This window comes from Acinetobacter higginsii (genome assembly GCF_000369525.1).
Lineage (GTDB): Bacteria > Pseudomonadota > Gammaproteobacteria > Pseudomonadales > Moraxellaceae > Acinetobacter > Acinetobacter higginsii.
In genome coordinates this window covers 74,023-95,205 of record NZ_KB850070.1, presented here as the reverse complement: position 1 = coordinate 95,205, position 21,183 = coordinate 74,023, and the positions used below count along the sequence as shown (strand labels likewise).

The window sequence follows — 21,183 nt, the reverse complement described above, 5'->3', positions numbered from 1 at the left end:
TTAGGTTTCTTGTGAAATAACTTAGCTAAATGATCATTTTTTAATCATATTTAACAAATCTTGGATTAATCGAGCGTATGAATTCTACACAACAATGGCAAAGTGTCACTTGGTTTGACGTGGATGAGCATCAAGACGGGCAGCGAATAGATAATTTTTTATTTACCCGATTAAAAGGTGTACCGAAGAGTCGAATCTACCGTTTGGTTCGTGAAGGACAAGTACGCGTTAATAAAAAAAGAATAAAAGCAGAAACACGTTTGAAGATTGGCGACCAGATTCGTGTTGCACCAATCCGCTATGAACAAAAGGATGAAACTGCGGCACCAGTGAGTGATAGCGTAGCACAAAGTCTACTCAGCCGTGTGGTATATGAGGATGAAGGGCTATTGGTCGTTAATAAACCGTCAGGGATTGCGGTGCATGGCGGTAGTGGCGTGGCCTATGGCTTAATCGAAGCCTTGCGTGCCGCGACAGGTAAAAAATACTTGGAACTGATCCACCGTATTGACCGTGATACTTCTGGTTTGGTGATGATCAGTAAAAAGCGCAGTACTTTAAAGCTGCTACAGGATTTACTGCGCGAGCATAAAATTCAAAAAACTTATGCGGCGATTGTCAAAGGACAAGTCAGTTTGGATCAGCAATTGATTGATGCACCCTTATTGCGTTATGAGCTGGCCAATGGCGAACGTCGTGTCCGTGTCACCAAAGACGGTAAGCCGAGTAAAACCGATTGGAAAGTGGTTGAACGTTTTAAAGCCGCGACTTTGGTGCATGCATCACCGTTATCTGGCCGGACCCATCAAATCCGTGTACATGGTCTCAGTATTGGTCACCCTTTAGTCGGGGATGATAAATACGGACACAATACGGCCTATACCGGTCCAGAAGCCCGCCGTTTGTGCCTACATGCCATGCGTTTAGACATTCCCAACTATCCAAGCATTGAAGCGCCAATGCCTGAAGATATGCAACAGGTGATCGATCAGTTGAGAAAGCAGAAATGAGTCAAAATATTGAACTGGTGATTTTTGATTGGGATGGCACCTTATTTGATTCGGTTGGGCAAATCGTAGCAAGCTTGCAATATGCAGCACAGCAATTTGAACAACCCCTGACGGATGAAGCTGCAAAAAGCATTATTGGCTTAGGTTTACCTGAAGTCATGCAAATCCTGTTTCCGCAAGTTCCGCATTTACAGCAAGATATTTTGCAATGTTATGCAGATCATTATGTGGCAAACTCGAAAGGGGATGCGTGGTTTAGCGGTGTTGCAGAGCTGCTCGCTGATCTAAAACAGCAGGGCTTAAAGCTCGCTGTGGCAACTGGTAAAAGTCGTAAAGGTTTAGATCGGGTTTTGGCACAAACCAATAGTGATGAGATCTTTGATATTACCCGTGCAGCCAGTGAAACTAAATCCAAACCAGATCCATTGATGCTGCAGGAAATTTTGACTGAGCTGGATGTCGCTGCTGATCGTGCTGTTATGGTGGGCGATACCAGTTATGATCTAGAAATGGCTCAAAATCTGAATATGCCGCGTATTGGTGTGAGTTATGGTGTACATAGCATTGAAACCTTGCAGCAATATCAACCCTTGGTCATCGCGCATAATGTGCAGGATCTACATGCTTATTTGCAAAGTGTGCTGAATGTGGCTGCTTTGACCGAGAGTTAATCAATCTAAATTATATGAAACGACAATGATGGGAGTGTTCGCCTTCCCATCATTCATAATAACAATAGGGACCATATGAGTCGTTCAATCCGTTTGCTCAATCTATTACAGCTACTTAGAGAATATCGCTATCCTGTGACCGCGCAGGTGTTGGCAGAGCGTTTACAGATTAGCCAGCGCAGTGTCTATCGTGATATCGAAACTTTGCGTGAGCAGGGTGTTTGTATTGATGCTGCCGCTGGATTAGGGTTTCAACTGAAACAAGATTTTCTGCTTCCACCGATGACGCTGAATGAAACCGAGATCGAAGCAATTTTTTTAGCGCTGAATTGGTTGAGCGATATTCCTGATTTGGCTTTGAAATCGGCCTCAACTTCGGTGTTGGCAAAGCTCAATGCAGTACTGCCTGAGCATTGTCAGCATCAACTTGAACAAACCACTTTAAGATCGATCAATGTCTGGTTACCTGTCGATGAAACTTTAGTGGAACAAGTGCGTTTGGCCATCCGCCAGCAGTTAAAAATTACCGTAGATTATGCCGACGAACAACAACGGGTAAGTTCTCGTATTTTGTGGCCATTTGCGCTAGGTTATTTTAATGATCGAATCGTATTGGCGGCATGGTGTGAGCTACGTAAAAGTTTTCGTCACTTCCGTATTGATCGAATTCGAGCGCTGAGCTTAAGTCAGGAGCTTTATCCTCAATTCAAACAGCAATTATTCCAACAGTGGTGGGCACAGGAAATGTGCTGTGAGACTACTGACAAAAACTGACAATCAAAACAATTACATTGAAATAAGAATAACTCACCAAGGAAATATCAAAATGGCACTTAAACTTTATACCAATAGTTTTTCGCGTGGCGTCGTTGTTGACTGGCTGCTGATCGAGCTTGGCATTGAATGCGAACGTATCGAGGTTGCCTTTCAAACTGAGATGAAAGCGCCTGAATATTTAAAAATCAATCCATTTGGCAAAGTACCTGTTCTTGTCGATGGTGATGTGGTGGTGTATGAACTTGATGCAATTTGTGCTTATCTGGCCGATAAATTTGCAGACAAAGGCTTGGCACCTGCACTGAATGATCCAAAACGTGGTGTTTATTATCGTTGGTTATTCTTTATTTCTGGGCCTTGGGAAGCTGCTTCAACCAATAAAATGCTCGGTGTCGAGGTGAAGCCTGATCAGAAAGGCTCTGTGGGGTATGGCGATTATCAAGATGCCTATAACGCCTTTGTACAAGGTCTCAATGAAGTTGATCCCTATTTATGTGGTGAGCAGTTTACTGCTGCGGATGTCACGGTTGCTGCGATGTTATTTTGGCAGCTTAAGATGGGCGATATTCAGTCTCATCCTGCGATTGAGCACTATTTAGAAAACATTAAACAGCGACCAAGTTATCAGAAATTTGCTGAATTTTTTAGCAATGCCTAAGCCAATAGGCTTTACTTAAAGAATACGGAAGCCGATTGATTCGGCTTTTTTATTTGTGAGGAATTCAGTGCGAATTCAAATGGGCGCTATCTAAGTCAAATATATGCCGAATTTCTTCTAGGAATTGTTGTGTGGCAAGGTTCGATGCATTTTTGGGGTAAGCCATGAAAACATCGAGGCAGGGCAGCGGATGATGCAATGATCTGACGACAATTTGGTCGGTGGCTAAGGCTTGGATATAGGCCGGTAAAATGGCACAACGCTGCCCAGAATGGACCGCTTGAATCGCTTCGGCAATGCTATTGGCTTCATCTATGCTTTGAAAATGAATCTGCTGCTGTTTGATGTATTGGGTAATGATTCGTGCCAAAGGCAGAGACAGCTTGTGGGTTAAAATGGTTAGGGCTAAACCCTGTAATTGATCAATGTTGATCTGTGCATGCTGTGCCAAAGGATGTTGTTTCGGTAGCATAAACACCAAGGGTTCTTTGAGTGTTAATTGACTTGTAAATGCTTCATTTTCAAATTTTTGATTAATAAAGATCAGATCTAAGTCACCTTTTTTCAGCAGATTGATTTGATCGCTTTCTTTAAGGTTAAGCGTACGAATTTGCAGTTTGGGCAGGCGAACTCTTAAACGTGGCAAAATATAAGGGAAAATGCGAATTTCAGCAGAGGGCACAAAACCAATTTTTAAACATTGTACTTTGGCTGCAGCAACCTGTCGAGCCATGGTAATGGCTTTGTCTGCTTGAGTGAGGGTTAAACGTGCTTGTTCGAGAAAAACTTGGCCTTCGTCAGTTAGCTCTACTTTGCGCTTGGTCCGATGCAACAGTTGTACACCAACATCATCTTCGAGATCTTTAATTTGCTGGCTGAGTGAAGGTTGCGACGTGTGTAATTTAAGCGCTGCTTTACTGAAACTGAGCTCTTCAGCAACGGTAATGAAATAGCGTAAATGACGTAATTCCATAAGACTGATCCAAATGTGTCTTACTATTATTTTAGTTATCATGATGGGAATATCATGTTGTTGGCGCATTATATCTAAGCTTATTTTATATACAATATGCTTTTTTCTAAAATATAAGAAATAGCGCAAAAGCTGAGGTTTAGCCCTTGGCTCGAATTGTCATTGTGCGTTATTAGTTCGGTAAAATTGTGTTGACTCTATCATAGAAAATCAGCATAACTAACAAGCTTATGTTAGGATCAAAGACCGATTATAGTGATTTGGAATAAGACGAGAATCCTAAAAAAATCATTATGATTTGAAAGGCTATCGCATTAAAAAATAGTCCATGACCTAAACGGTATACCAAACCATTCACCTCATGCGATGAGATTCCACCAAAGAAGACGTACATGAAAGATAAGCCGACATTAACCTATCAATTGCCGACACAATCTTGCTTGAGCCATACTTGGGGGAAACCTCCTTTTCCACATGAGGCTTCTGATCATTGTGGCATTGACCGTTTTTATAATTTACAGAAACCCTTAACACCATTTGATCGTAAAGGTTTGCTCAAATGGCTGGCGACCCGTAAATCATCGACATGGACGGTAGATCGTTCGCATGAATGGAATATGCGGAATCACATGTTGGAACTTCCGCAGAACCGCCCGCATGCAGATATGAATGATTGGCAAATTTGGTTTGTCGGTCATGCAACAGTTCTTATTCAAATCGGCCCTTATAACTTTTTAACTGATCCAGTTTGGTGTGAATATGTCAGTCCGAAACAGGGCAATGGTCCACAACGTGTTTGTCCTGCTGGCATTGCTCTAGAACATCTTCCAACTATTCATGGCGTGTTATTGAGCCACAATCATTATGATCATATGGATCTGGCGACTTTAGAATGGTTACATCAGAAATTTGAAATGCCAATTTATACGGGCTTAGGCAATGGCTATTACCTACCTAAGCACTTACATGTGATTGAAATGGATTGGTGGCAGGAGATTCCGTTTCATGATGAGTTGAAGATCGCTTATACACCTGCGCAGCATACTTCTGGGCGTGGAGTGCGTGATCAAAATAGAGCACTGTGGGGCGGTTTTTCCTTGCTTGCTAAAACAGGCCATTGTTTCTTTGCTGGGGATACGGGCTATTCCACGCACTTTAAACAAATCCATGAGCGTTATGGCGATGCGCGGGTGGCGTTATTGCCGATAGGTGCTTATGAACCACGCATGCTGATGCGCTATGTGCATATGAATCCACAAGACGCATTTCATGCCCATTTAGATTTGCATGCCCACCGTTCTTTGGCGATTCATTATCGAACCTTTCAGCTGACGGACGAAGATCGTGATGCCCCTGAACATGAACTGCAGCAAGCCATGAAATCCTCTTCAAAATTGGTGAATCCGTTTTATTGCATTCGTGAAGGGCACTTTATTCGTGCTTAGCGTTTTGTAGAGCTTTGATACTCCATAGTGAAATCACAGAAAGGCTCGCAAGTGCAATATTCATGACCACAGGATTAAAGGCTTGATAGATCTGATTGGGATAAATATATAAAACGAAAATAAATAACCCAATCAGGCTGATAATGCTGAGCCAATGTAAATACTTGTGAGTTAAAAATAAAAATAGACTACCAAAAATGATCTCGGCAATGCCCGACAGTGAAATCATCCACGGAATATAGGGGGCTGCAATATTGAGTTGTTGCCAAACATAGTATTCACCTTCAACCTGAAATATCAGTTTGGGAATCAACCCCTGATAAATCCAAAGCACTGCAATAATTAACTGACAAAACCTTAAGATCTGTTGAATGGTCTGGTTCTGACTATTCATGTTAAGACCTCATCCAATAGAAAATGCTGCTGAGTTTCAGGCGTCACTCGATAGCACTGTTCGGTTTGACCAAATAGGCGGTAGCGATTTAAGGCGATTCGACGATAAGCAAAATCTCGGATGGTTTGAGGCACAAGACGGGCATATTTCAAGCCGCGATAAGGGGAATCCAGTCGTTGCATAATGCGTAGAAAGGCGGTCGATTCGGTATAACATTGACCATTTTCCAGTAAGACCATTGTTTCAAAATGATCAGTAGGGAGATGACAATAGGTGAGGAGTTGCTGTCCGATATTGGATTGCACTGAAACTAGTTTGAATTGGCAGTGTTGATCATGCTTGATCATAAAATCTGCCCATGCTGAGCATAGTACGCACTCTGCATCAAACAGGATGATGTCATGACTTTGGATAAGGTGTTCTAATGATTTCAGCATATTTATTGTTCTAATGGGGGGTGAATAAATTGTCCCTCAACTGCATTAAAAAAGCCATCCGAGGATGGCTTTAAATTTCAATATTTAAGGTTTACAGAAAGCTAGGTAAATGACGGGCTGGATCGGTTTCACGAGCAGCTTGAGCATCTGCAACCGTCATGCCTAATGCTTTCGCTACGCCTTCACCATAAGCAGGGTGGCATGCATAACAGTTACGGATATGACGATATTTGATGAAGTCCAAAGCATCACCCATGGCACGTGCTGTATTGCCAAATAATGCATCTTGTTGTTCAGCTGTCATCAATTCGAACAAGGCACGCGGTTGACTGAAATAGTCATTGTCATCTTCACGATAATCCCAGAAATCAGCATCGCCATTAATTTTCAATGGGGGCTCTTTGTACTGAGGCTGCTCTTGCCATTGACCGAAGCTGTTTGGCTCATAATGTGGTAAGCCACCATAGTTGGCGTCGATACGGCCTTGACCATCGCGGTGGTTACTATGTACAGGGCAACGTGCGGCGTTGACTGGAATTTGTTGGTAGTTCACACCGAGACGGTAGCGTTGAGCATCTGCATAGTTAAACAAACGCGCTTGTAACATACGGTCTGGTGAAACACTGATACCAGGTACTAAGTTACTTGGTGCAAAAGCAGATTGTTCCACATCTAAGAAGAAGTTTTCTGAATTACGGTTAAGTTCAAATTCACCAACTTCAATCAATGGATAGTCGCCGTGAGGCCAAACCTTGGTTAAGTCAAATGGGTGATATGGAACTTTCTCGGCATCTTGCTCTGGCATGATTTGTACGAAAAGCGTCCATTTTGGATAGTCTTGACGTTCAATCGCATCGAACAGATCACGTTGATGACTTTCACGATCTTGGCCCACCAATTCGCCAGCTTCTGCATCAGTTAAGTTTTTAATTCCTTGTTGCGTTCTAAAGTGGAATTTCACCCAGAAACGCTCATTGGCAGCATTAATAAAACTATAAGTATGGCTACTAAAACCATGCATATGGCGGTAGCTTGAAGGAATACCGCGATCAGACATCACGATCGTCACTTGGTGTAATGCTTCTGGAAGTAATGTCCAGAAATCCCAGTTATTGGTTGCACTACGCATATTGGTTTTAGGGTCGCGTTTTACCGCTTTGTTTAAATCTGGGAATTTACGTGGATCACGTAAGAAGAACACAGGGGTATTGTTCCCGACCATGTCCCAGTTACCTTCTTCAGTATAAAATTTTAAAGCAAAACCACGGATATCTCGTTCCGCATCTGCTGCACCACGTTCACCTGCAACTGTGGTAAAGCGAGCAAACATTTCAGTTTTTTTACCGATTTCGCTAAAAATTTTAGCGCGGGTATATTGAGTAATATCATGGGTTACGGTGAATGTACCAAATGCACCTGAACCTTTGGCATGCATACGGCGCTCAGGAATCACTTCACGGACAAAGTTGGCAAGTTTTTCATTCAGCCATAAATCTTGGGCTAATAATGGTCCTCTAGCACCTGCGGTCATACTATTTTGGTTGTCGACGACAGGTGCGCCGAAGTCAGTAGTTAAGTGGCTATAAGGACATTTTTTATCGTCTTGGCTCATGTTCTATCTCCATCAAGATGACCCGTGAGTGAGGTCACCTCAACTGTTTGACCGTTCAAAGATATGAATGTTTAACTGTCTCATGCGCAAATTGGGTATCGAAACTTCGGATGCCTAAGTGCGATTTATAATGATCAAGTTCCCATCCTTTGTATTTTTACTCTAGGTTGATGAAAGCTTTTTTTCCAATGGATTAAAGTTGATGTCATAAATGCTTTATTCGATTGAAGCTGTCTAAATCTTAAACATGAACTGTACTTTTTTGAATGTTAGATTTGTTAAAAAAAGATAAAAGATAACGAAAAAATAAAGACTTACTGCTTTGCTGGGTTTTAGTTGAAATTGAATCTAGTGTTTGTTTTGGAAAGTGAGAAAGACATTGGTTGTTTTATAAAAGGGCCTGTTTTACCTGTTGGAGTTATGTAAAAAGTCCTCAATTGATTTCTCTCATGGTTTTTGATGTATCTTAAAATTGATTAATTTACTCAGTGAGTACAGTTAAAACGACGGAATTTATTCAGCATACTTTGCTTGTTATCTAAAAGCAGATGCTCAGTAGTAAATATGTAAACCCTTAAGATTTTTACGTTTGCTATGTTATTTTGTGCTTATCTTTGAAGAGATTAAAAAAATGAAAAAGTTAGCATTGAGTTTCGGGTTGTCTTTAACTGTTTTAGCAGGTTGTACTTCCATGCCACAAAAAGATGAGACTAAAGCAAATTCCTTGAAGGTTGAGTTTGTTGGGCAAGGAAATTATGCGGTCACGCAACAACAGGGTACAGTAAGCTTATATGCAGTAGATAGTCAGATCGCAGATGTCCCAGCGACTTTGATTCAACAGAAAAAAGTTCAAATCTCTCAGGTCCCATTTGCGGTTGATTTTACTGTGCCTGCAGATCACCGTAAGCTTATTCAGCCCTCAGTTCGGGATGATGCTAAAATCAAATACTATGTGACTTGGGAATCGGATGCCAAGAATTTAACTGGCAAAGATGCGATTGTGATTGATTATGATCGTAAATTTCCGAACGTGACGTTGAATGGCGGAAAACAACAGATTTACCTGCGTTCAGCAAAATAAGCATATGTATTGAAAAAGGGCGATCTTGTTGAAAGTATCGCCCTTTTTTATGTTTGGTCTTATATGGAAATGTCTCGTTTAGACATTGAGCATACGATTGGATTTGACCATATCGGCAAGACCGTGAGTCTTGAAATAATGTTCAAGCCAACTTTTAATCACCAGTGGGTTGTTCATTTGTAGAACATCATCCAACAGTTTCTTAGCATCAGTCATTGGGACATGACAAATCGCTTTGCGTACTCTGAGAATATTGCTTGAACTCATCGAAAGGGTGTTAAAACCCATTGCCATTAATAAAATTGCAGACAATGGATCGCCCGCCATTTCACCGCAGACGCTGACTGGTTTCTGATGGATATGACAGTCTTGAACCAAACGTTTTAGTGCACGTAGTACCGATGGATGGAAATGCGAATAGACGTTGGCCACATGCGGGTTATTCCGATCGACTGCCAGTAAATATTGGGTTAAATCGTTTGAGCCTACCGAGAAGAAATCAACCAGTTCGGCAAATTCATCAATCTGTAAAAGTACACTTGGTACTTCAACCATAATCCCGATTTTAGGTTTGGTAATCTTGACCTGTTCTTCTTCTTGTACCGCAATCCAGTCACGTTCTAACAGATACAGTACTTCTTCCACTTCACTGACACTGGTCACCATTGGCAACAAGATATGCAAATTATTTAGACCAATACTGGCTTTCAGCATGGCACGAATTTGCGCAGAGAAAATTTCAGGATGATCAAGGGTAAAGCGTATGCCACGCCAACCCAATGCTGAATTTTCTTCTTCAATACTGAAATACGGTAAGTCCTTGTCCGCACCAATATCGAGGGTGCGCATAATCACAGGTTTGTTGGCAAAATGGCTTAATTGTTGGCGATAGATGGCACGTTGTTCTTCTTCGCCAGGGAAGCGCTCACGTAACATGAATGGAATTTCACTACGATATAAGCCAACACCTTTGGCACCTCGTTGTACACCACGGACCACATCAATCATCAAACCGGTATTGACGAATAAAGGAATCGACACGCCATCTGGGGTAATTGCATCTTTGGTTTCGTATTGCTTCAAATCTTTGGCGATTTGCTCTTCTTCTTTTTGTACTTCTTTATAACGTTGACGTAGACGACGCGGTGGATTGACGAAAACACGGCCTTGATAGGCATCTACAATCATTTCGATATCATCCAGTGTGGTGATTGGTAACTCGGTTACCCCCACCACAGTTGGAATGCCCAAGGCGCGTGCAACAATCACCATATGTGAGTTGGCCGCACCCTCAGAAGTGACAATCGCCGCAATATTATCCACGGGTAATTCCACCAAGGCTGCGGTGCTGATCTCTTCGCCAATCAAAATGCTGTCCGGACTGAGTTCACGATGACTAGTATCGTTTTCTTGCAAGCAAGCCAAGATTCGGCGCCCAAGATCTTTCAGATCAGAAACACGTTCACGCAGGTAGTCATCTTCCATTTGTGCAAATAACGCGACATGTTTGTCGATGACTTTGCGTACCGCACCCTGTGCCCAACTGCCAGCACGAATATGGTCTTTAATTTCACTCGGTAGTGCATTTTCATCTAACATACGTAAAAACACGCTAAATAAGGCACGTTCTTCCGACATGAGTGAATCTTGCATTTTTTCATCTAGGGATTGAATCTCTAAACGTACTGCAGCAATGGCTTGATCGAGTAATTCTAATTCGTCACTGATGTCTTCGGCTTCACGGTCAGGAATTGCAGCGAGATCAGCAGGGGGGTAAAGAACGATGGCACGACCTAAGGCCACACCACCTGCACCAGACACACCTTGGAAGGTTTTATAGCTCGGGCCATTGCTGGGTTTACGGAACACATCAATATTTCCCACAGCATGTGCATGAGCAATTACACCTGAGAGCTGTGCACAAAGTGTGACCAAGAATGATTCAGCGGCTTCGCTAAAGTCTTGAGACTCTTTATTTTGAACAACCAGCACCCCCATTACCTTACGGCGATACATCACTGGAACGCCAAGGAAGGAGTTGAATAGCTCTTCACCTGTTTCAGGTAAATAGGCAAAGCGCTCATGTTTAGGGGCATTGTCTAAGTTAACGATTTCTTCACGTTGACCGACCAAGCCAACCAAACCCTCACCGACACTGAGTGATACGGTGCCAACCGCCTCTGGTTTTAACCCTTTAGACGCCATCAGTACATAACGACGATTACGCTCGTCCAATAAATAAATTGAACAGACATCCACATGCATGGCATCGGCCACATGATTGACCATAATGTCCAAGGAATCATGCAAACTGACGGACGCATTGATTTCTTGCACAATGCGTCTAAGCGTGTCGAGTTGCATGTTTGACATGGATGTTTACTCCAATTTATTGAATCGTTATAGGCCTAGTTATAACAGCTCTGTTGCCAAAAATCATTGCTTAAAATGATGATTTCATGACAATTAGCGCTGAGGTAGTTGTAAACATAATTCCATCATAGCTTTACGGTAAACATCACGTTTGAAGTTGACCACTTGACCCAATGGGTACCAGTAACTCACCCATTGCCATTCATCGAATTCGGGTGGGTCTGATAGGTTTAACTGAATATGATGCGGCGAGGCCGTTAACTTCAGTAAAAACCATTTCTGCTTTTGTCCAATACATACCGGATCTGAATCTGACCGAATGTACCGATGTGGCAAACGATAACGCAGCCAACCTTTTGTTTGCGCTATAATTTGGACGTGTTCGGGCAATAAACCGACTTCTTCTCTCAGTTCACGAAAAAGTGCCTGTTCAGGGGTTTCACCAAATTGGATCCCTCCTTGTGGAAATTGCCAAGCATTGTGACCAATGCGTTTTGCCCATAAAACTTGTCCGTCATCGTTTGCCAAAATGATCCCGACGTTGGGTCGGAAACCTTCTGAGTCGATCATTTGGCTACCTAAATTTTGTCTATATCGTTGACTTTGATCTCGGGGACAGTCACTCTTTTGTCCAACTCGAAAAAGGTCAAAGTAAAATGTTTAAAAATTGCTATGATCTTAACGAATTTCTATCGACTAGCGGTGATAGATTTACATTTTTTTTCTTAATTTTCAGTTTAAACGAGAAATTCTATGCAATTGGCTTTGTTTGATTTAGATCACACCCTGTTAAATACTGACTCTGATCACTCTTGGGGTGAATTTTTAGTCAATGAAGGTTTAGTCGATCCAGTCCATCATCGTCAAATGAATGACAAATTCTACGAAGACTATAAAGCAGGGCAACTTGATCCGATTGCTTATAATGAATTTGTATTCGAATTCCTGACCAAACACGACAATGCCTATTTAACTGAGTTACATCAGTTGTTTATGCAGAAAGTCATTCGTCCGCAGATGCGACCTAAAGGCTTCGATGCGATTAAAAAACATCAAGATCTTGGTCATGCCATTGTCGGTATCACCGCCACCAGTGACTTTATTACCGCACCGATTTTCCGTGAATTTGGCATTACCGAGATTATTGCCACCAATGCAGAAGTAATTGATGGTCAATATACAGGCAAGGTGGCAGGGATTCCGTGTTATCAAAAAGGCAAGCTCACGCGTCTGGATCAGTGGTTGGCTGGTCGGTCCGTGTCTGAGTCATGGGCCTATTCTGATTCAATTAATGATCGTTTCTTGCTTGAATATGCCACCCATGCGATTGCGGTCAATCCGGATGATCGTTTAGAAAAGCTAGCGCAACAGCAGGCTTGGGACATTCAAGACTGGTCGATTTAAAGTTTTGATTTGCTGCCAAATATGTCTTGATGAAATGGAATATTTGGCAGTGCTTTAATCACGCTAAAAAATTAAAAAAATCATTATCCTATTCATTCAAATTATTGCTATAACACTACTGGATTTATAGGGGGTGTTATGACAAAACAACAAATCAAATTACCAAAACAACTCTGGACCGCAGAGAGTATTGATCTCACACGACATAGCTATCAAGGCAAGTTATTGAGCAAAAGCGAAGGCTTTCAATTAGGTAAGACACAACGAAAAAAAGTTCCACGTGAAAACTTAGCTCAACTTTCAGTACGTCCCAAAGGCACCACGGCGTTAACGCTTTATGATTGGAGCAATCAAGGACGCCTAGCACAATTACAGCCGATTCGTGCCAAGCGGATGAGTGTCTCGCCGTTTACGTTCTATCGTGGTATGCCCGCACTGATGCTGTTTGACCAAGCATGGGAACAACACAATTCAGGTTTGTTTCAGCAAATTTGTGGCGATTGCCATTTAAGCAACTTTGGCGGTTTTGCCAGTCCTGAACGTAACCTGTTATTTGGCATCAATGACTTTGATGAAACCTTGGTTGCGCCGTTTGAGTGGGATTTAAAACGCCTAGTGACCAGTTTTGTGATTGCGGCCAAAGACATTGGTTTGGGAGAGCGCAGCGGCTTAAAAGCCATTAAAACCATGCTGAACAGCTATCGCAAACACTTGCTAGAAAATATGGCCTTATCCCCATTGCAAGTTTGGTATGAAAAGGTCGATGCCACTACTTTATTAGAAAATACCGAATGCCGAAAACTCAGAAAGAAACGTGCCAAGCATCTAGATTCAGCCCAAAAGCGCAATGCGCATTCGGTATTACCCAAGTTGACCCAACAAGATGATGCAACCGGGTTTAGACACTTTATTGATGATGCCCCTTTACTGTGGCACCCCAAAGCGGATGAACCATTTGCTGAGCAAGTCGATGAGTTTTTTCAACGCTATCGTAACTCATTGAAATATGACCGACAGGTATTGTTTGATCGTTATCAGCGGACCGATGTGGCACTCAAAGTGGCGGGGGTTGGCAGTGTTGGAACCCGCTCAGCAATTGCCTTATTTGAAGATGCAGACCGTGAACCGCTGATCTTACAAATGAAGGAAGCCAATCCTTCAATTCTCAGTCCGCTGTTTAAAGATAAGGTTGCGCATGAAGGCGAGCGGGTGATTCATGGTCAGCAATTGATGCAAGCGGCCAGCGATATCTTCTTGGGTTTTTCCAGCTTGAAACAAGATTTTCATGTCCGTCAGTTACGAGATATGAAAATTTCGGTCGATCTTGCCGATATGGATGATGAATATTTCTATGAATATGCGGAAAGTTGCGGTCTCGCTTTAGCCCATGCGCATGCAAAAGCCGGTAATGCCGATGTGTTGATGGGGTATTTAGGTGAAGGTAGTACGATCGTTGAGGTTTTACAGAATTATGCGACCCAGTCAGCTGAGCGTAATTTCAATGACTACCAGCAATTCATGAATGCCGTAGCGGATGGTCAGATTCAGCTCGCTGGCAATGATGCCCTTTAATAATAGGTCTGTGAGTACAGACATAAAAATAGTCATGATTTGAGAGAAAAAAGACAAAATGTTTAGCAAAATTATGTCAGGCTTGGGCCTGCAAGGTGTCACGCTTGAAACCCGTTTGTTTAATTCAACCTTACAAGCAGGGGAGACACTACGTGGTGAGATTAACTTTAAAGGTGGCTCAACCGATAAAGAAATTAAAGGCCTCTATCTGCAATTAATGACCATGGCGGAGGTAGAGTCGGGCGATCATGAATTTAATCAGCCTTTGGTTTTGGATCAATGGTTAATCAGTGCTAATTTTTCATTGCCAGCAAATCAATCGCACAATATTCCTTTCACCATGGAAATACCGCATGAAACACCGATTACCGAAGTTTCTTGCCGCCGTAATGGAACACGGGTCTGGATCAATACCCGTCTGGATGTAGATTGGGGCGTGGACGCAACGGATCGTGACTATTTAAGCGTCCTGCCAACACCAGCCATGCAAATGTTTTTACAAGCCATGCAGCAATGTGGATTTGTATTATCCAGCGTGGATGTGGAAAAAGGCCAACTGACTGCGCATAATTTTAGATCGACCATCGGCTGCTATCAAGAACTTGAATTTGTCTCTTCGCGTTTATTCAGTGGTTTTAATGAGGTGGAGGTATCTTTTGTAGCTGAACCACACCAAACCCATGTCATGCTTGAGGTTGATCGCCGTCACCGCTCAGATCAATTATTGTCGATGACGATTCCACACCACCTCTTGGATGTTCAGCAGATGGCGCAGCAAATTCGCCGTTTATTGCAGATTAAATAATCTTGATTAAACCTCCCTACTGGGAGGTTTTTTGTCATATTAATGTCATCATTTATTTTTAAGATCACTGTATGAAAATAAAAATAAATCAGGAAGCACAGACTTCTATTTCAATCGATGCATTACTGCAATTAAAACGACAACAACTCAGGATTAAAATGCGATGGATCGCTCTCCCGCTGTTCGTCTTGATCTTGATGTACAGTTGGCAGCAACAGCTTTTTACTGCTTGGGTGATCTTACCTTTACTTTGGACGTTGATCGTGCTGAATCTGACCTTGATTGCACGTTCCAGATCGAAAAAATTACAAACGATTGAGCAATTTAAATTCGATCCGATTTTTTGGCATAAATTCAGATTCTATTATCCAGAACTGGGGCTAAAACAACGGCAATTGATCGAAGCTGGATTTAAGGATTATTTGGCATTGCATGTCATGCAAAAACAGGCCTATGCCATGCCCTCGCATGCAGTTGATTCGTTATGGCATGTGATGTTGGAGTTCCCAAAGCAGTATCAAGACTTATGTGAACAGATACTCGGTCGGCAGTTACATCATAGCCCCTATGATGCAACGACTACGTCTCAACAGCAAACCAAACAATTGTTTGAAGCATGGCGAATGAATTGCACGTTGCATGCTTTCCAGCCAAGAAATGCCCCGTTGTTACCGAGACTATTTGCCATTGATCAGGCCTTAAACTGGCAGGATGGGCAGTATTTTAATTTAGAATTGATGACCAAGGATTATGCACAATATTTGCAAGCTCAGTCGTCGTCATCCTCTTCGAGTTGTGGAAGTAGTAGCAATAGCTGTAGTAGTTGCAGCAGCTGTGGTGGGGGCGGTGGAGATTAGCAGATGCCACTAGCCTACATGCATCATTCGAATCAGTTCTTCAGCCGCTTTGGATTGGATCCGTGCGGGATGCCAAACCATACCCAGTTGACGCTGCATATCTAGTTTTAAATCAAGTTGTTTTAAATCTTGATTGACCAAGGTTTTGGGTAACACAGACCAACCTAAACCAATTGACACCAGCATTCTGATTGACTCAAGTGGATTATTGCTCATGGTGATTTTTGGTTTTAAGTTATTTTTCTCAAACTCTGAAAGGGTAATTTGGCTGGTATAAGTTTGTGCTGCTGGTAATAGGCTTGGATAGGCAATCAAGTCTTCCAATTTAAGCTGTGTCTGTTGAGCCAAGGGGTGGAAGGGAGCAGCCACGAAGACTAAAGGGTCATTCCAAATGGTCACGTAATTGAGACGATCATCCCCAACCGGTGGTAAGGTTAAAAATGCCAGTTCCAATTCACCTGCCAAAACTTGTTCATGGGCTTGTTCTGAGTCGACAAAATGCACATCCAAGGTAACTTGAGGATAGTGCTGTACAAAGTTTTTAAGGGGTTCCGCTAAATGGTGTAAGCCAATATGATGACTGGTCCCTATTTTTAAACGACCTTGGACCTGAGCTTGTTCATGACTTAAGGTATGGTGAATTTCCCCTAATTCATTTAGCCAAGTACGAACTTTAGGCAATAGAGAATGTGCTGCATGGGTGGGCTGAATGCCCCGACCCGCAGATTCAAATAGTTTGACCCCAAAATAGTCTTCTAAGCTATGAATCCGTTTGGTGACTGCGGGTTGGGTAATAAATAATTGTTCTGCTGCGATGGAAATTGAACCAGTTTCCATCACTTTTACAAATGCTTCAAAAGCAGCGAGGTTCATACAAGCTTGTCCAAGGAGATTTTAAAATTAGTTTTATAAGCAGTATTTTTGAATTAGAAATAATTCCATACTTTTTCATGAAAGAAAAAAGCAAAGGCTTGTACCGTTGGTTCAATTAAACTTAAGGTAGCTGCCATGAGCCAATTGCCTGTAATAAGGTAAGCAACGATCATCGCAACACTAATATGCATGATGTAATAACTCAAGGTTTTTTTCAAAGTCCGACTATTGTTCATGACAAATTGTTGAATATTTGACATCTGTTTCACCCTACAAAATCTCTATTTAGTTAAATAATAATCATTATCATTTAAAATGTAAAAAGGAAATTTCAATTCAGGACGATTGGATTTGTAAATGACCAGCTTTGGAGAAGAGATTTGAGGCAGAATTTCCATCTATACATTGGCTATTGCTTAATTTTCATAATTGTTTAATATTTCTTAATTGTTATTGTATTAAATATTCTTTATATTAATTTCATTATAAAGAAACTTATAAAAAATGGATTTGATTTTTTTAATTATGATTGAGTTTTTTAGAAAATTTGACTCTCATTTTTAGGTTAAGTATATGATTTTTAAAATTTATTTAAAAAAACTTGTAAAGGGGTTTTATATACCAGAGTGAAGAGGTAATTAGAAAAAAAGTAGGGTGAGATCGCTTGACGTATTGTAAATAAGATTGTGACTTAACTACTTAAAATGAAATTAAAATTCGATGAAATAGAAGAAGTAGGGTTCTGTAATCTGTTTCAAAATTAAATATACATAGAGTTAATATTTGATATGTCTACAAAATTTTTAACGGTGTTATGCCTTAGCACTGTGTTATTTGCCTGTACTAAAGAAATGTCAGAGAAGCCAGATCAAGCATCATTAGATACCACAAAGAAAAGTATCATTGATAAAAAAGAAAAGCTTGCACCAGAAGATGATTCGACATTAACTGGCACTCCAGTGCTTGGATTTAAGTTAAGAGATTCAACGTTTGATTCTGTTAAAAATCGGTTGATGAATTACTCAGTTGGCAACGAATCTTATGCTGGTGGTGGAATTCTTGCGAATGATGGTTCTGGTTTTGATATTGAAGGATTGTTTGGAACACAATTTGGTTTTGATCAAAAACAAAAACTTGTCTATGTATGGATGGGACTAAAAGAAATAGACCATATGAATCACACAACATATAAAAAAGTTGTGAATTATATTCAACAAAATGGCTATGTCATAATTGATGAAAAAAAACCATTCGTAGGAAGTAGAAGTACGACATTTAAAACACCTAATCAAGAAATTGTTGTGGTCAGTTCACCGCATATGGGTGGTTTTAAAGTTGATGTTGAGTACATGACGGAACTGTTTCTCAAACAGCGGAATGACGTCTTACAGCAGCAGAAATCAAATCAAGAAACTACAGAAGCAAGAAATTTTTAATTAAAGAAAAAATATAAAGGTGAACGTAAATGAAAATCATTGGGTTGGGCTTATTGAATTATTTACTGTTATTGCTCATTGTTCTAGTAGTTGCATACAGCCATAACTTTAATATTATATTGGATATATTTTTTGCACAATTTTCAAGTATTTTAGTTACTTTATTTATTAGTACCTTAGGTATTATTAAAGGGCTAAAAACTTATCAAGCTACTTTAATATTATTGATTACTCAAATTACTTCTTTGCTCAGTTGGCTAGCTGCTATGATTTTTCTTAGTTATTTTGAAATTTCGCTATATAGCACAACGGCTTTACTTTTTGATCTGATTCTTGGTGTTATCACAGCTATTACTATTTGCTTTTTCATGTTGGAAAAGTTCTTAAATATTGATGAGAAAATGAAAAAGATACAGTGAATTGGAATGAAATTTGAAATAAAGTAGTTATCAATCAAGCTACTTTATTTCATGTCGTAGATATGGGGACTTAATTGATCCTTGTAGAATGGCAATACATTCCTAAAAGTTTGTTAATTTATAAAAATGATAAATTAGATTTATGTGAGGCGATTGCTATAATCAATTCAAGATGAAAAATACCCAGACCAATGGCAAGCACGATGGAGGGCGACGACATGGTAGGCAAGACCTTATATGACAAATTATGGGATGACCATTTAGTAAAACAACGCGATGATGGTTCGAGCTTAATTTATATTGATCGCCATTTATTACATGAAGTGACCAGTCCTCAAGCGTTTGAAGGCTTACAGCTTGCCGATCGCCAACCTTGGCGTTTAAGTGCTAACGTTGCAACACCTGACCATAACGTGCCAACTTCTAAAAAAGAGCGTGAACAGGGCATTGCAGGGATTGAAGATGATACCTCTCGAATTCAAGTACAAACCTTAGATGACAACTGTAAAACCTTTAATATCGTTGAGTTTGGGATTAATGATATCCGTCAAGGGATTGCTCATGTGGTTGGCCCAGAACAAGGTTTAACTTTGCCGGGCATGACCGTGGTCTGTGGTGATTCGCATACCGCAACACATGGTGCTTTTGGCTGTTTGGCACATGGTATCGGAACGTCGGAAGTGGAACATGTATTGGCTACACAATGCTTGGTACAGAAAAAATCGAAAAACATGTTGGTTCGTGTTGATGGTGTATTAGGCAAAGGCGTGACCTCTAAAGATGTGGTGTTAGCCATTATCGGTAAAATTGGGACTGCGGGCGGTACAGGTTATGCCATTGAGTTTGGCGGGCAAGTGTTCCGTGATATGTCAATCGAAGGCCGTATGACCGTATGTAATATGGCAATCGAAGCGGGTGCTCGTGTTGGTATGGTTGCAGTCGATGACAAAACCATTGCCTATGTGAAAGACCGTAACTATGCACCAAAAGGTGAGCAGTGGGATCAAGCAGTTGAATACTGGAATACCTTACATTCAGACGAAGATGCTGTATTTGATGCCGTAGTGGTATTGAATGGCGCAGAGATTGAGCCTCAAGTGTCTTGGGGAACTTCTCCAGAAATGGTCATTCCTGTTTCACAGGCAGTACCAACCTTAGAACAAGCCAAAGATGATGTACAACGCAATGACTGGACTCGTGCTTATCAATATATGGGCTTAACTGCTGGTCAAGCTTTGGCCGATATTCAGTTAGATCGTGTTTTCATTGGCTCATGTACTAACTCACGTATTGAAGATATCCGAGCTGCTGCAGATGTTGTGAAGGGGCGTACAGTTGCTTCAAGTATTAAGCAAGCAATGATTGTTCCTGGTTCTGGTTTGGTGAAACAGCAAGCCGAACAAGAAGGTTTAGATCAAATTTTCTTGGCAGCAGGTTTTGAATGGCGTGAACCAGGCTGTTCAATGTGTTTGGCGATGAATGCTGACAAGTTACAACCCGGTGAACATTGTGCTTCAACCTCGAATCGTAACTTTGAAGGTCGTCAGGGCAATGGTGGGCGGACGCATTTAGTGAGCCCAGCGATGGCAGCGGCAGCTGCAATTGCAGGCCATTTTGTTGACGTTCGTTCATTCTAAGGGAGCAATATCATGGAAAAATATACTGTAGAGCAAGGTATTGTTGGGCCTTTAGACCGTGCCAATGTCGATACCGATTTAATCATTCCAAAACAGTTTTTGAAATCGATTAAACGTACGGGATTCGGTGATAACTTATTTGATGAGTTACGCTATTTAGATGAAGGCTTCTTAGGTCAAGACATTAGCAAGCGTCCAAAGAATCCTGACTTCGTGTTAAATCAACCGCGCTATCAAGGTTCAACTATCTTATTGGCACGCACTAACTTTGGTTGTGGTTCAAGCCGTGAGCATGCGCCATGGGCATTGAATGAATATGGCTTCCGTACTGTCATTGCGCCGAGCTTTGCCGATATTTTCTTTAATAACTGCTTCAAAAATGGCATGTTACCTGTGATTTTATCTGAACAGGTGGTAGATCAGTTATTCAAGGAATGTGCGGAGAATGAGGGTTATCAACTTACGATTGATTTAGAAGCTCAGGAAGTACGTACGCCTGCAGGTGAAGCATTTAAATTTGAAATTGACCCATTCCGTAAACATTGCTTATTAAATGGTTTGGATGATATTGGCTTAACTTTACAAGTGGCAGATGATATTCGCGCTTTTGAAGCTAAGGCGAAACAAGCACGTCCTTGGGTGTTTCAAGACATCCAAGCATAAGTTTGGGTGCAAGAAACCAGATTGGGTTTTAGACATTTTTAACATAGGCATAGCGCAGAGATTGAACTCTTGTTAACATGCTAGCG

General features: G+C 41.3%; 22 protein-coding genes. 14 read left to right on the top strand and 8 right to left on the bottom strand.

Going from position 1 to position 21,183, the window contains the following annotated elements:
- Positions 1-77 precede the first annotated feature (77 nt).
- The 4 genes from F902_RS01010 (at position 78) to F902_RS00995 (ending at position 3,116) form a co-directional block, all read left to right on the top strand.
- Positions 78-1,010, top strand: a complete 933-nt coding sequence (locus F902_RS01010; protein ID WP_004802451.1) for an RluA family pseudouridine synthase — start codon at positions 78-80, stop codon at positions 1,008-1,010.
- Positions 1,007-1,681: an HAD family hydrolase gene (locus tag F902_RS01005; RefSeq protein ID WP_005200370.1), complete on the top strand. Its 675-nt coding sequence runs from the start codon at positions 1,007-1,009 to the stop codon at positions 1,679-1,681. Before F902_RS01010 ends, F902_RS01005 begins: the two co-directional genes overlap by 4 nt.
- Positions 1,682-1,756: 75 nt before the next feature.
- A complete protein-coding gene (locus F902_RS01000; RefSeq protein WP_005200369.1) occupies positions 1,757-2,455 on the top strand; it encodes a helix-turn-helix transcriptional regulator in 699 nt (232 codons plus the stop codon).
- 52 nt (positions 2,456-2,507) lie between these two features.
- A complete protein-coding gene (locus F902_RS00995; RefSeq protein ID WP_005200367.1) occupies positions 2,508-3,116 on the top strand; it encodes a glutathione S-transferase family protein in 609 nt (202 codons plus the stop codon).
- A 64-nt stretch (positions 3,117-3,180) separates the two neighbouring features.
- Here the strand turns inward: F902_RS00995 and F902_RS00990 are convergent, their stop codons facing one another.
- The gene (locus tag F902_RS00990; protein WP_005200361.1) at positions 3,181-4,089 is read right to left on the bottom strand and encodes a LysR substrate-binding domain-containing protein; all 909 of its coding nucleotides are present in this window, start codon (positions 4,087-4,089) and stop codon (positions 3,181-3,183) included.
- A 392-nt stretch (positions 4,090-4,481) separates the two neighbouring features.
- On the opposite strand from F902_RS00990, the gene F902_RS00985 reads away from it, so the two are divergent.
- On the top strand, positions 4,482-5,534 hold the full coding sequence (locus tag F902_RS00985) for an MBL fold metallo-hydrolase (RefSeq protein WP_005200360.1): 1,053 nt from the start codon (positions 4,482-4,484) through the stop codon (positions 5,532-5,534).
- On the opposite strand, the gene F902_RS00980 is transcribed toward F902_RS00985, so the two are convergent.
- From F902_RS00980 to F902_RS00970, 3 genes are all read right to left on the bottom strand, one after another.
- Positions 5,521-5,928, bottom strand: a complete 408-nt coding sequence (locus F902_RS00980) for a DoxX-like family protein (protein WP_005200359.1) — start codon at positions 5,926-5,928, stop codon at positions 5,521-5,523. The two genes, F902_RS00985 and F902_RS00980, sit on opposite strands and share 14 nt — an antisense overlap.
- Positions 5,925-6,365 carry a thiol-disulfide oxidoreductase DCC family protein gene (locus F902_RS00975; RefSeq protein WP_005200357.1) on the bottom strand — a complete coding sequence of 147 codons (441 nt, stop codon included), beginning with the start codon at positions 6,363-6,365 and terminating at the stop codon, positions 5,925-5,927. The genes F902_RS00980 and F902_RS00975 overlap by 4 nt, the downstream gene beginning before the upstream one ends.
- A 91-nt stretch (positions 6,366-6,456) precedes the next feature.
- Entirely contained in the window at positions 6,457-7,977 is a 1,521-nt protein-coding gene (locus tag F902_RS00970; protein WP_005200355.1) for a catalase, read from the bottom strand.
- A gap of 631 nt (positions 7,978-8,608) precedes the next feature.
- Here F902_RS00970 and F902_RS00965 point away from each other — a divergent pair.
- Positions 8,609-9,058, top strand: coding sequence for a hypothetical protein (locus F902_RS00965; protein ID WP_005200349.1), 450 nt, complete (start codon positions 8,609-8,611; stop codon positions 9,056-9,058).
- A gap of 78 nt (positions 9,059-9,136) precedes the next feature.
- Here F902_RS00965 and ptsP read toward each other — a convergent pair whose 3' ends face one another.
- Positions 9,137-11,431 carry a phosphoenolpyruvate--protein phosphotransferase gene (gene ptsP / locus F902_RS00960; protein ID WP_005200346.1) on the bottom strand — a complete coding sequence of 765 codons (2,295 nt, stop codon included), beginning with the start codon at positions 11,429-11,431 and terminating at the stop codon, positions 9,137-9,139.
- A 93-nt stretch (positions 11,432-11,524) separates the two neighbouring features.
- Entirely contained in the window at positions 11,525-12,001 is a 477-nt protein-coding gene (locus F902_RS00955) for an RNA pyrophosphohydrolase (RefSeq protein WP_004656060.1), read from the bottom strand.
- 183 nt (positions 12,002-12,184) lie between these two features.
- On the opposite strand from F902_RS00955, the gene F902_RS00950 reads away from it, so the two are divergent.
- The 4 genes from F902_RS00950 to F902_RS00935 all read left to right on the top strand — a co-directional run bounded on the left by F902_RS00950 (position 12,185) and on the right by F902_RS00935 (position 16,069).
- Complete coding sequence (locus F902_RS00950; protein ID WP_005200345.1) at positions 12,185-12,835, top strand: HAD family hydrolase; 651 nt, start codon at positions 12,185-12,187, stop codon at positions 12,833-12,835.
- 138 nt (positions 12,836-12,973) lie between these two features.
- Complete coding sequence (locus tag F902_RS00945; RefSeq protein ID WP_005200342.1) at positions 12,974-14,407, top strand: DUF2252 domain-containing protein; 1,434 nt, start codon at positions 12,974-12,976, stop codon at positions 14,405-14,407.
- A gap of 58 nt (positions 14,408-14,465) precedes the next feature.
- Complete coding sequence (locus F902_RS00940; protein ID WP_005200340.1) at positions 14,466-15,212, top strand: sporulation protein; 747 nt, start codon at positions 14,466-14,468, stop codon at positions 15,210-15,212.
- A gap of 71 nt (positions 15,213-15,283) precedes the next feature.
- Positions 15,284-16,069: a glycine-rich domain-containing protein gene (locus F902_RS00935; RefSeq protein WP_017402127.1), complete on the top strand. Its 786-nt coding sequence runs from the start codon at positions 15,284-15,286 to the stop codon at positions 16,067-16,069.
- Between the two features lie 9 nt (positions 16,070-16,078).
- Here the strand turns inward: F902_RS00935 and F902_RS00930 are convergent, their stop codons facing one another.
- Positions 16,079-16,942, bottom strand: coding sequence for a LysR family transcriptional regulator (locus tag F902_RS00930; RefSeq protein ID WP_004802484.1), 864 nt, complete (start codon positions 16,940-16,942; stop codon positions 16,079-16,081).
- 53 nt (positions 16,943-16,995) lie between these two features.
- Complete coding sequence (locus F902_RS00925) at positions 16,996-17,202, bottom strand: DUF2061 domain-containing protein (RefSeq protein WP_004656050.1); 207 nt, start codon at positions 17,200-17,202, stop codon at positions 16,996-16,998.
- Positions 17,203-17,730: 528 nt separating this feature from the next.
- Between F902_RS00925 and F902_RS00920 the strand changes: the two genes are divergently transcribed.
- The 4 genes from F902_RS00920 to leuD all read left to right on the top strand — a co-directional run bounded on the left by F902_RS00920 (position 17,731) and on the right by leuD (position 21,097).
- Positions 17,731-18,378 carry a hypothetical protein gene (locus F902_RS00920; protein WP_005200336.1) on the top strand — a complete coding sequence of 216 codons (648 nt, stop codon included), beginning with the start codon at positions 17,731-17,733 and terminating at the stop codon, positions 18,376-18,378.
- Positions 18,379-18,407: 29 nt separating this feature from the next.
- Complete coding sequence (locus F902_RS00915; protein WP_005200334.1) at positions 18,408-18,797, top strand: hypothetical protein; 390 nt, start codon at positions 18,408-18,410, stop codon at positions 18,795-18,797.
- A 218-nt stretch (positions 18,798-19,015) separates the two neighbouring features.
- Positions 19,016-20,434 (top strand): 3-isopropylmalate dehydratase large subunit, encoded by a 1,419-nt coding sequence (gene leuC, locus F902_RS00910; RefSeq protein WP_005200333.1) that lies wholly within the window; start codon positions 19,016-19,018, stop codon positions 20,432-20,434.
- Between the two features lie 12 nt (positions 20,435-20,446).
- Positions 20,447-21,097, top strand: coding sequence for a 3-isopropylmalate dehydratase small subunit (gene leuD, locus F902_RS00905; protein WP_005200330.1), 651 nt, complete (start codon positions 20,447-20,449; stop codon positions 21,095-21,097).
- The last annotated feature ends 86 nt before the right edge of the window (positions 21,098-21,183 follow it).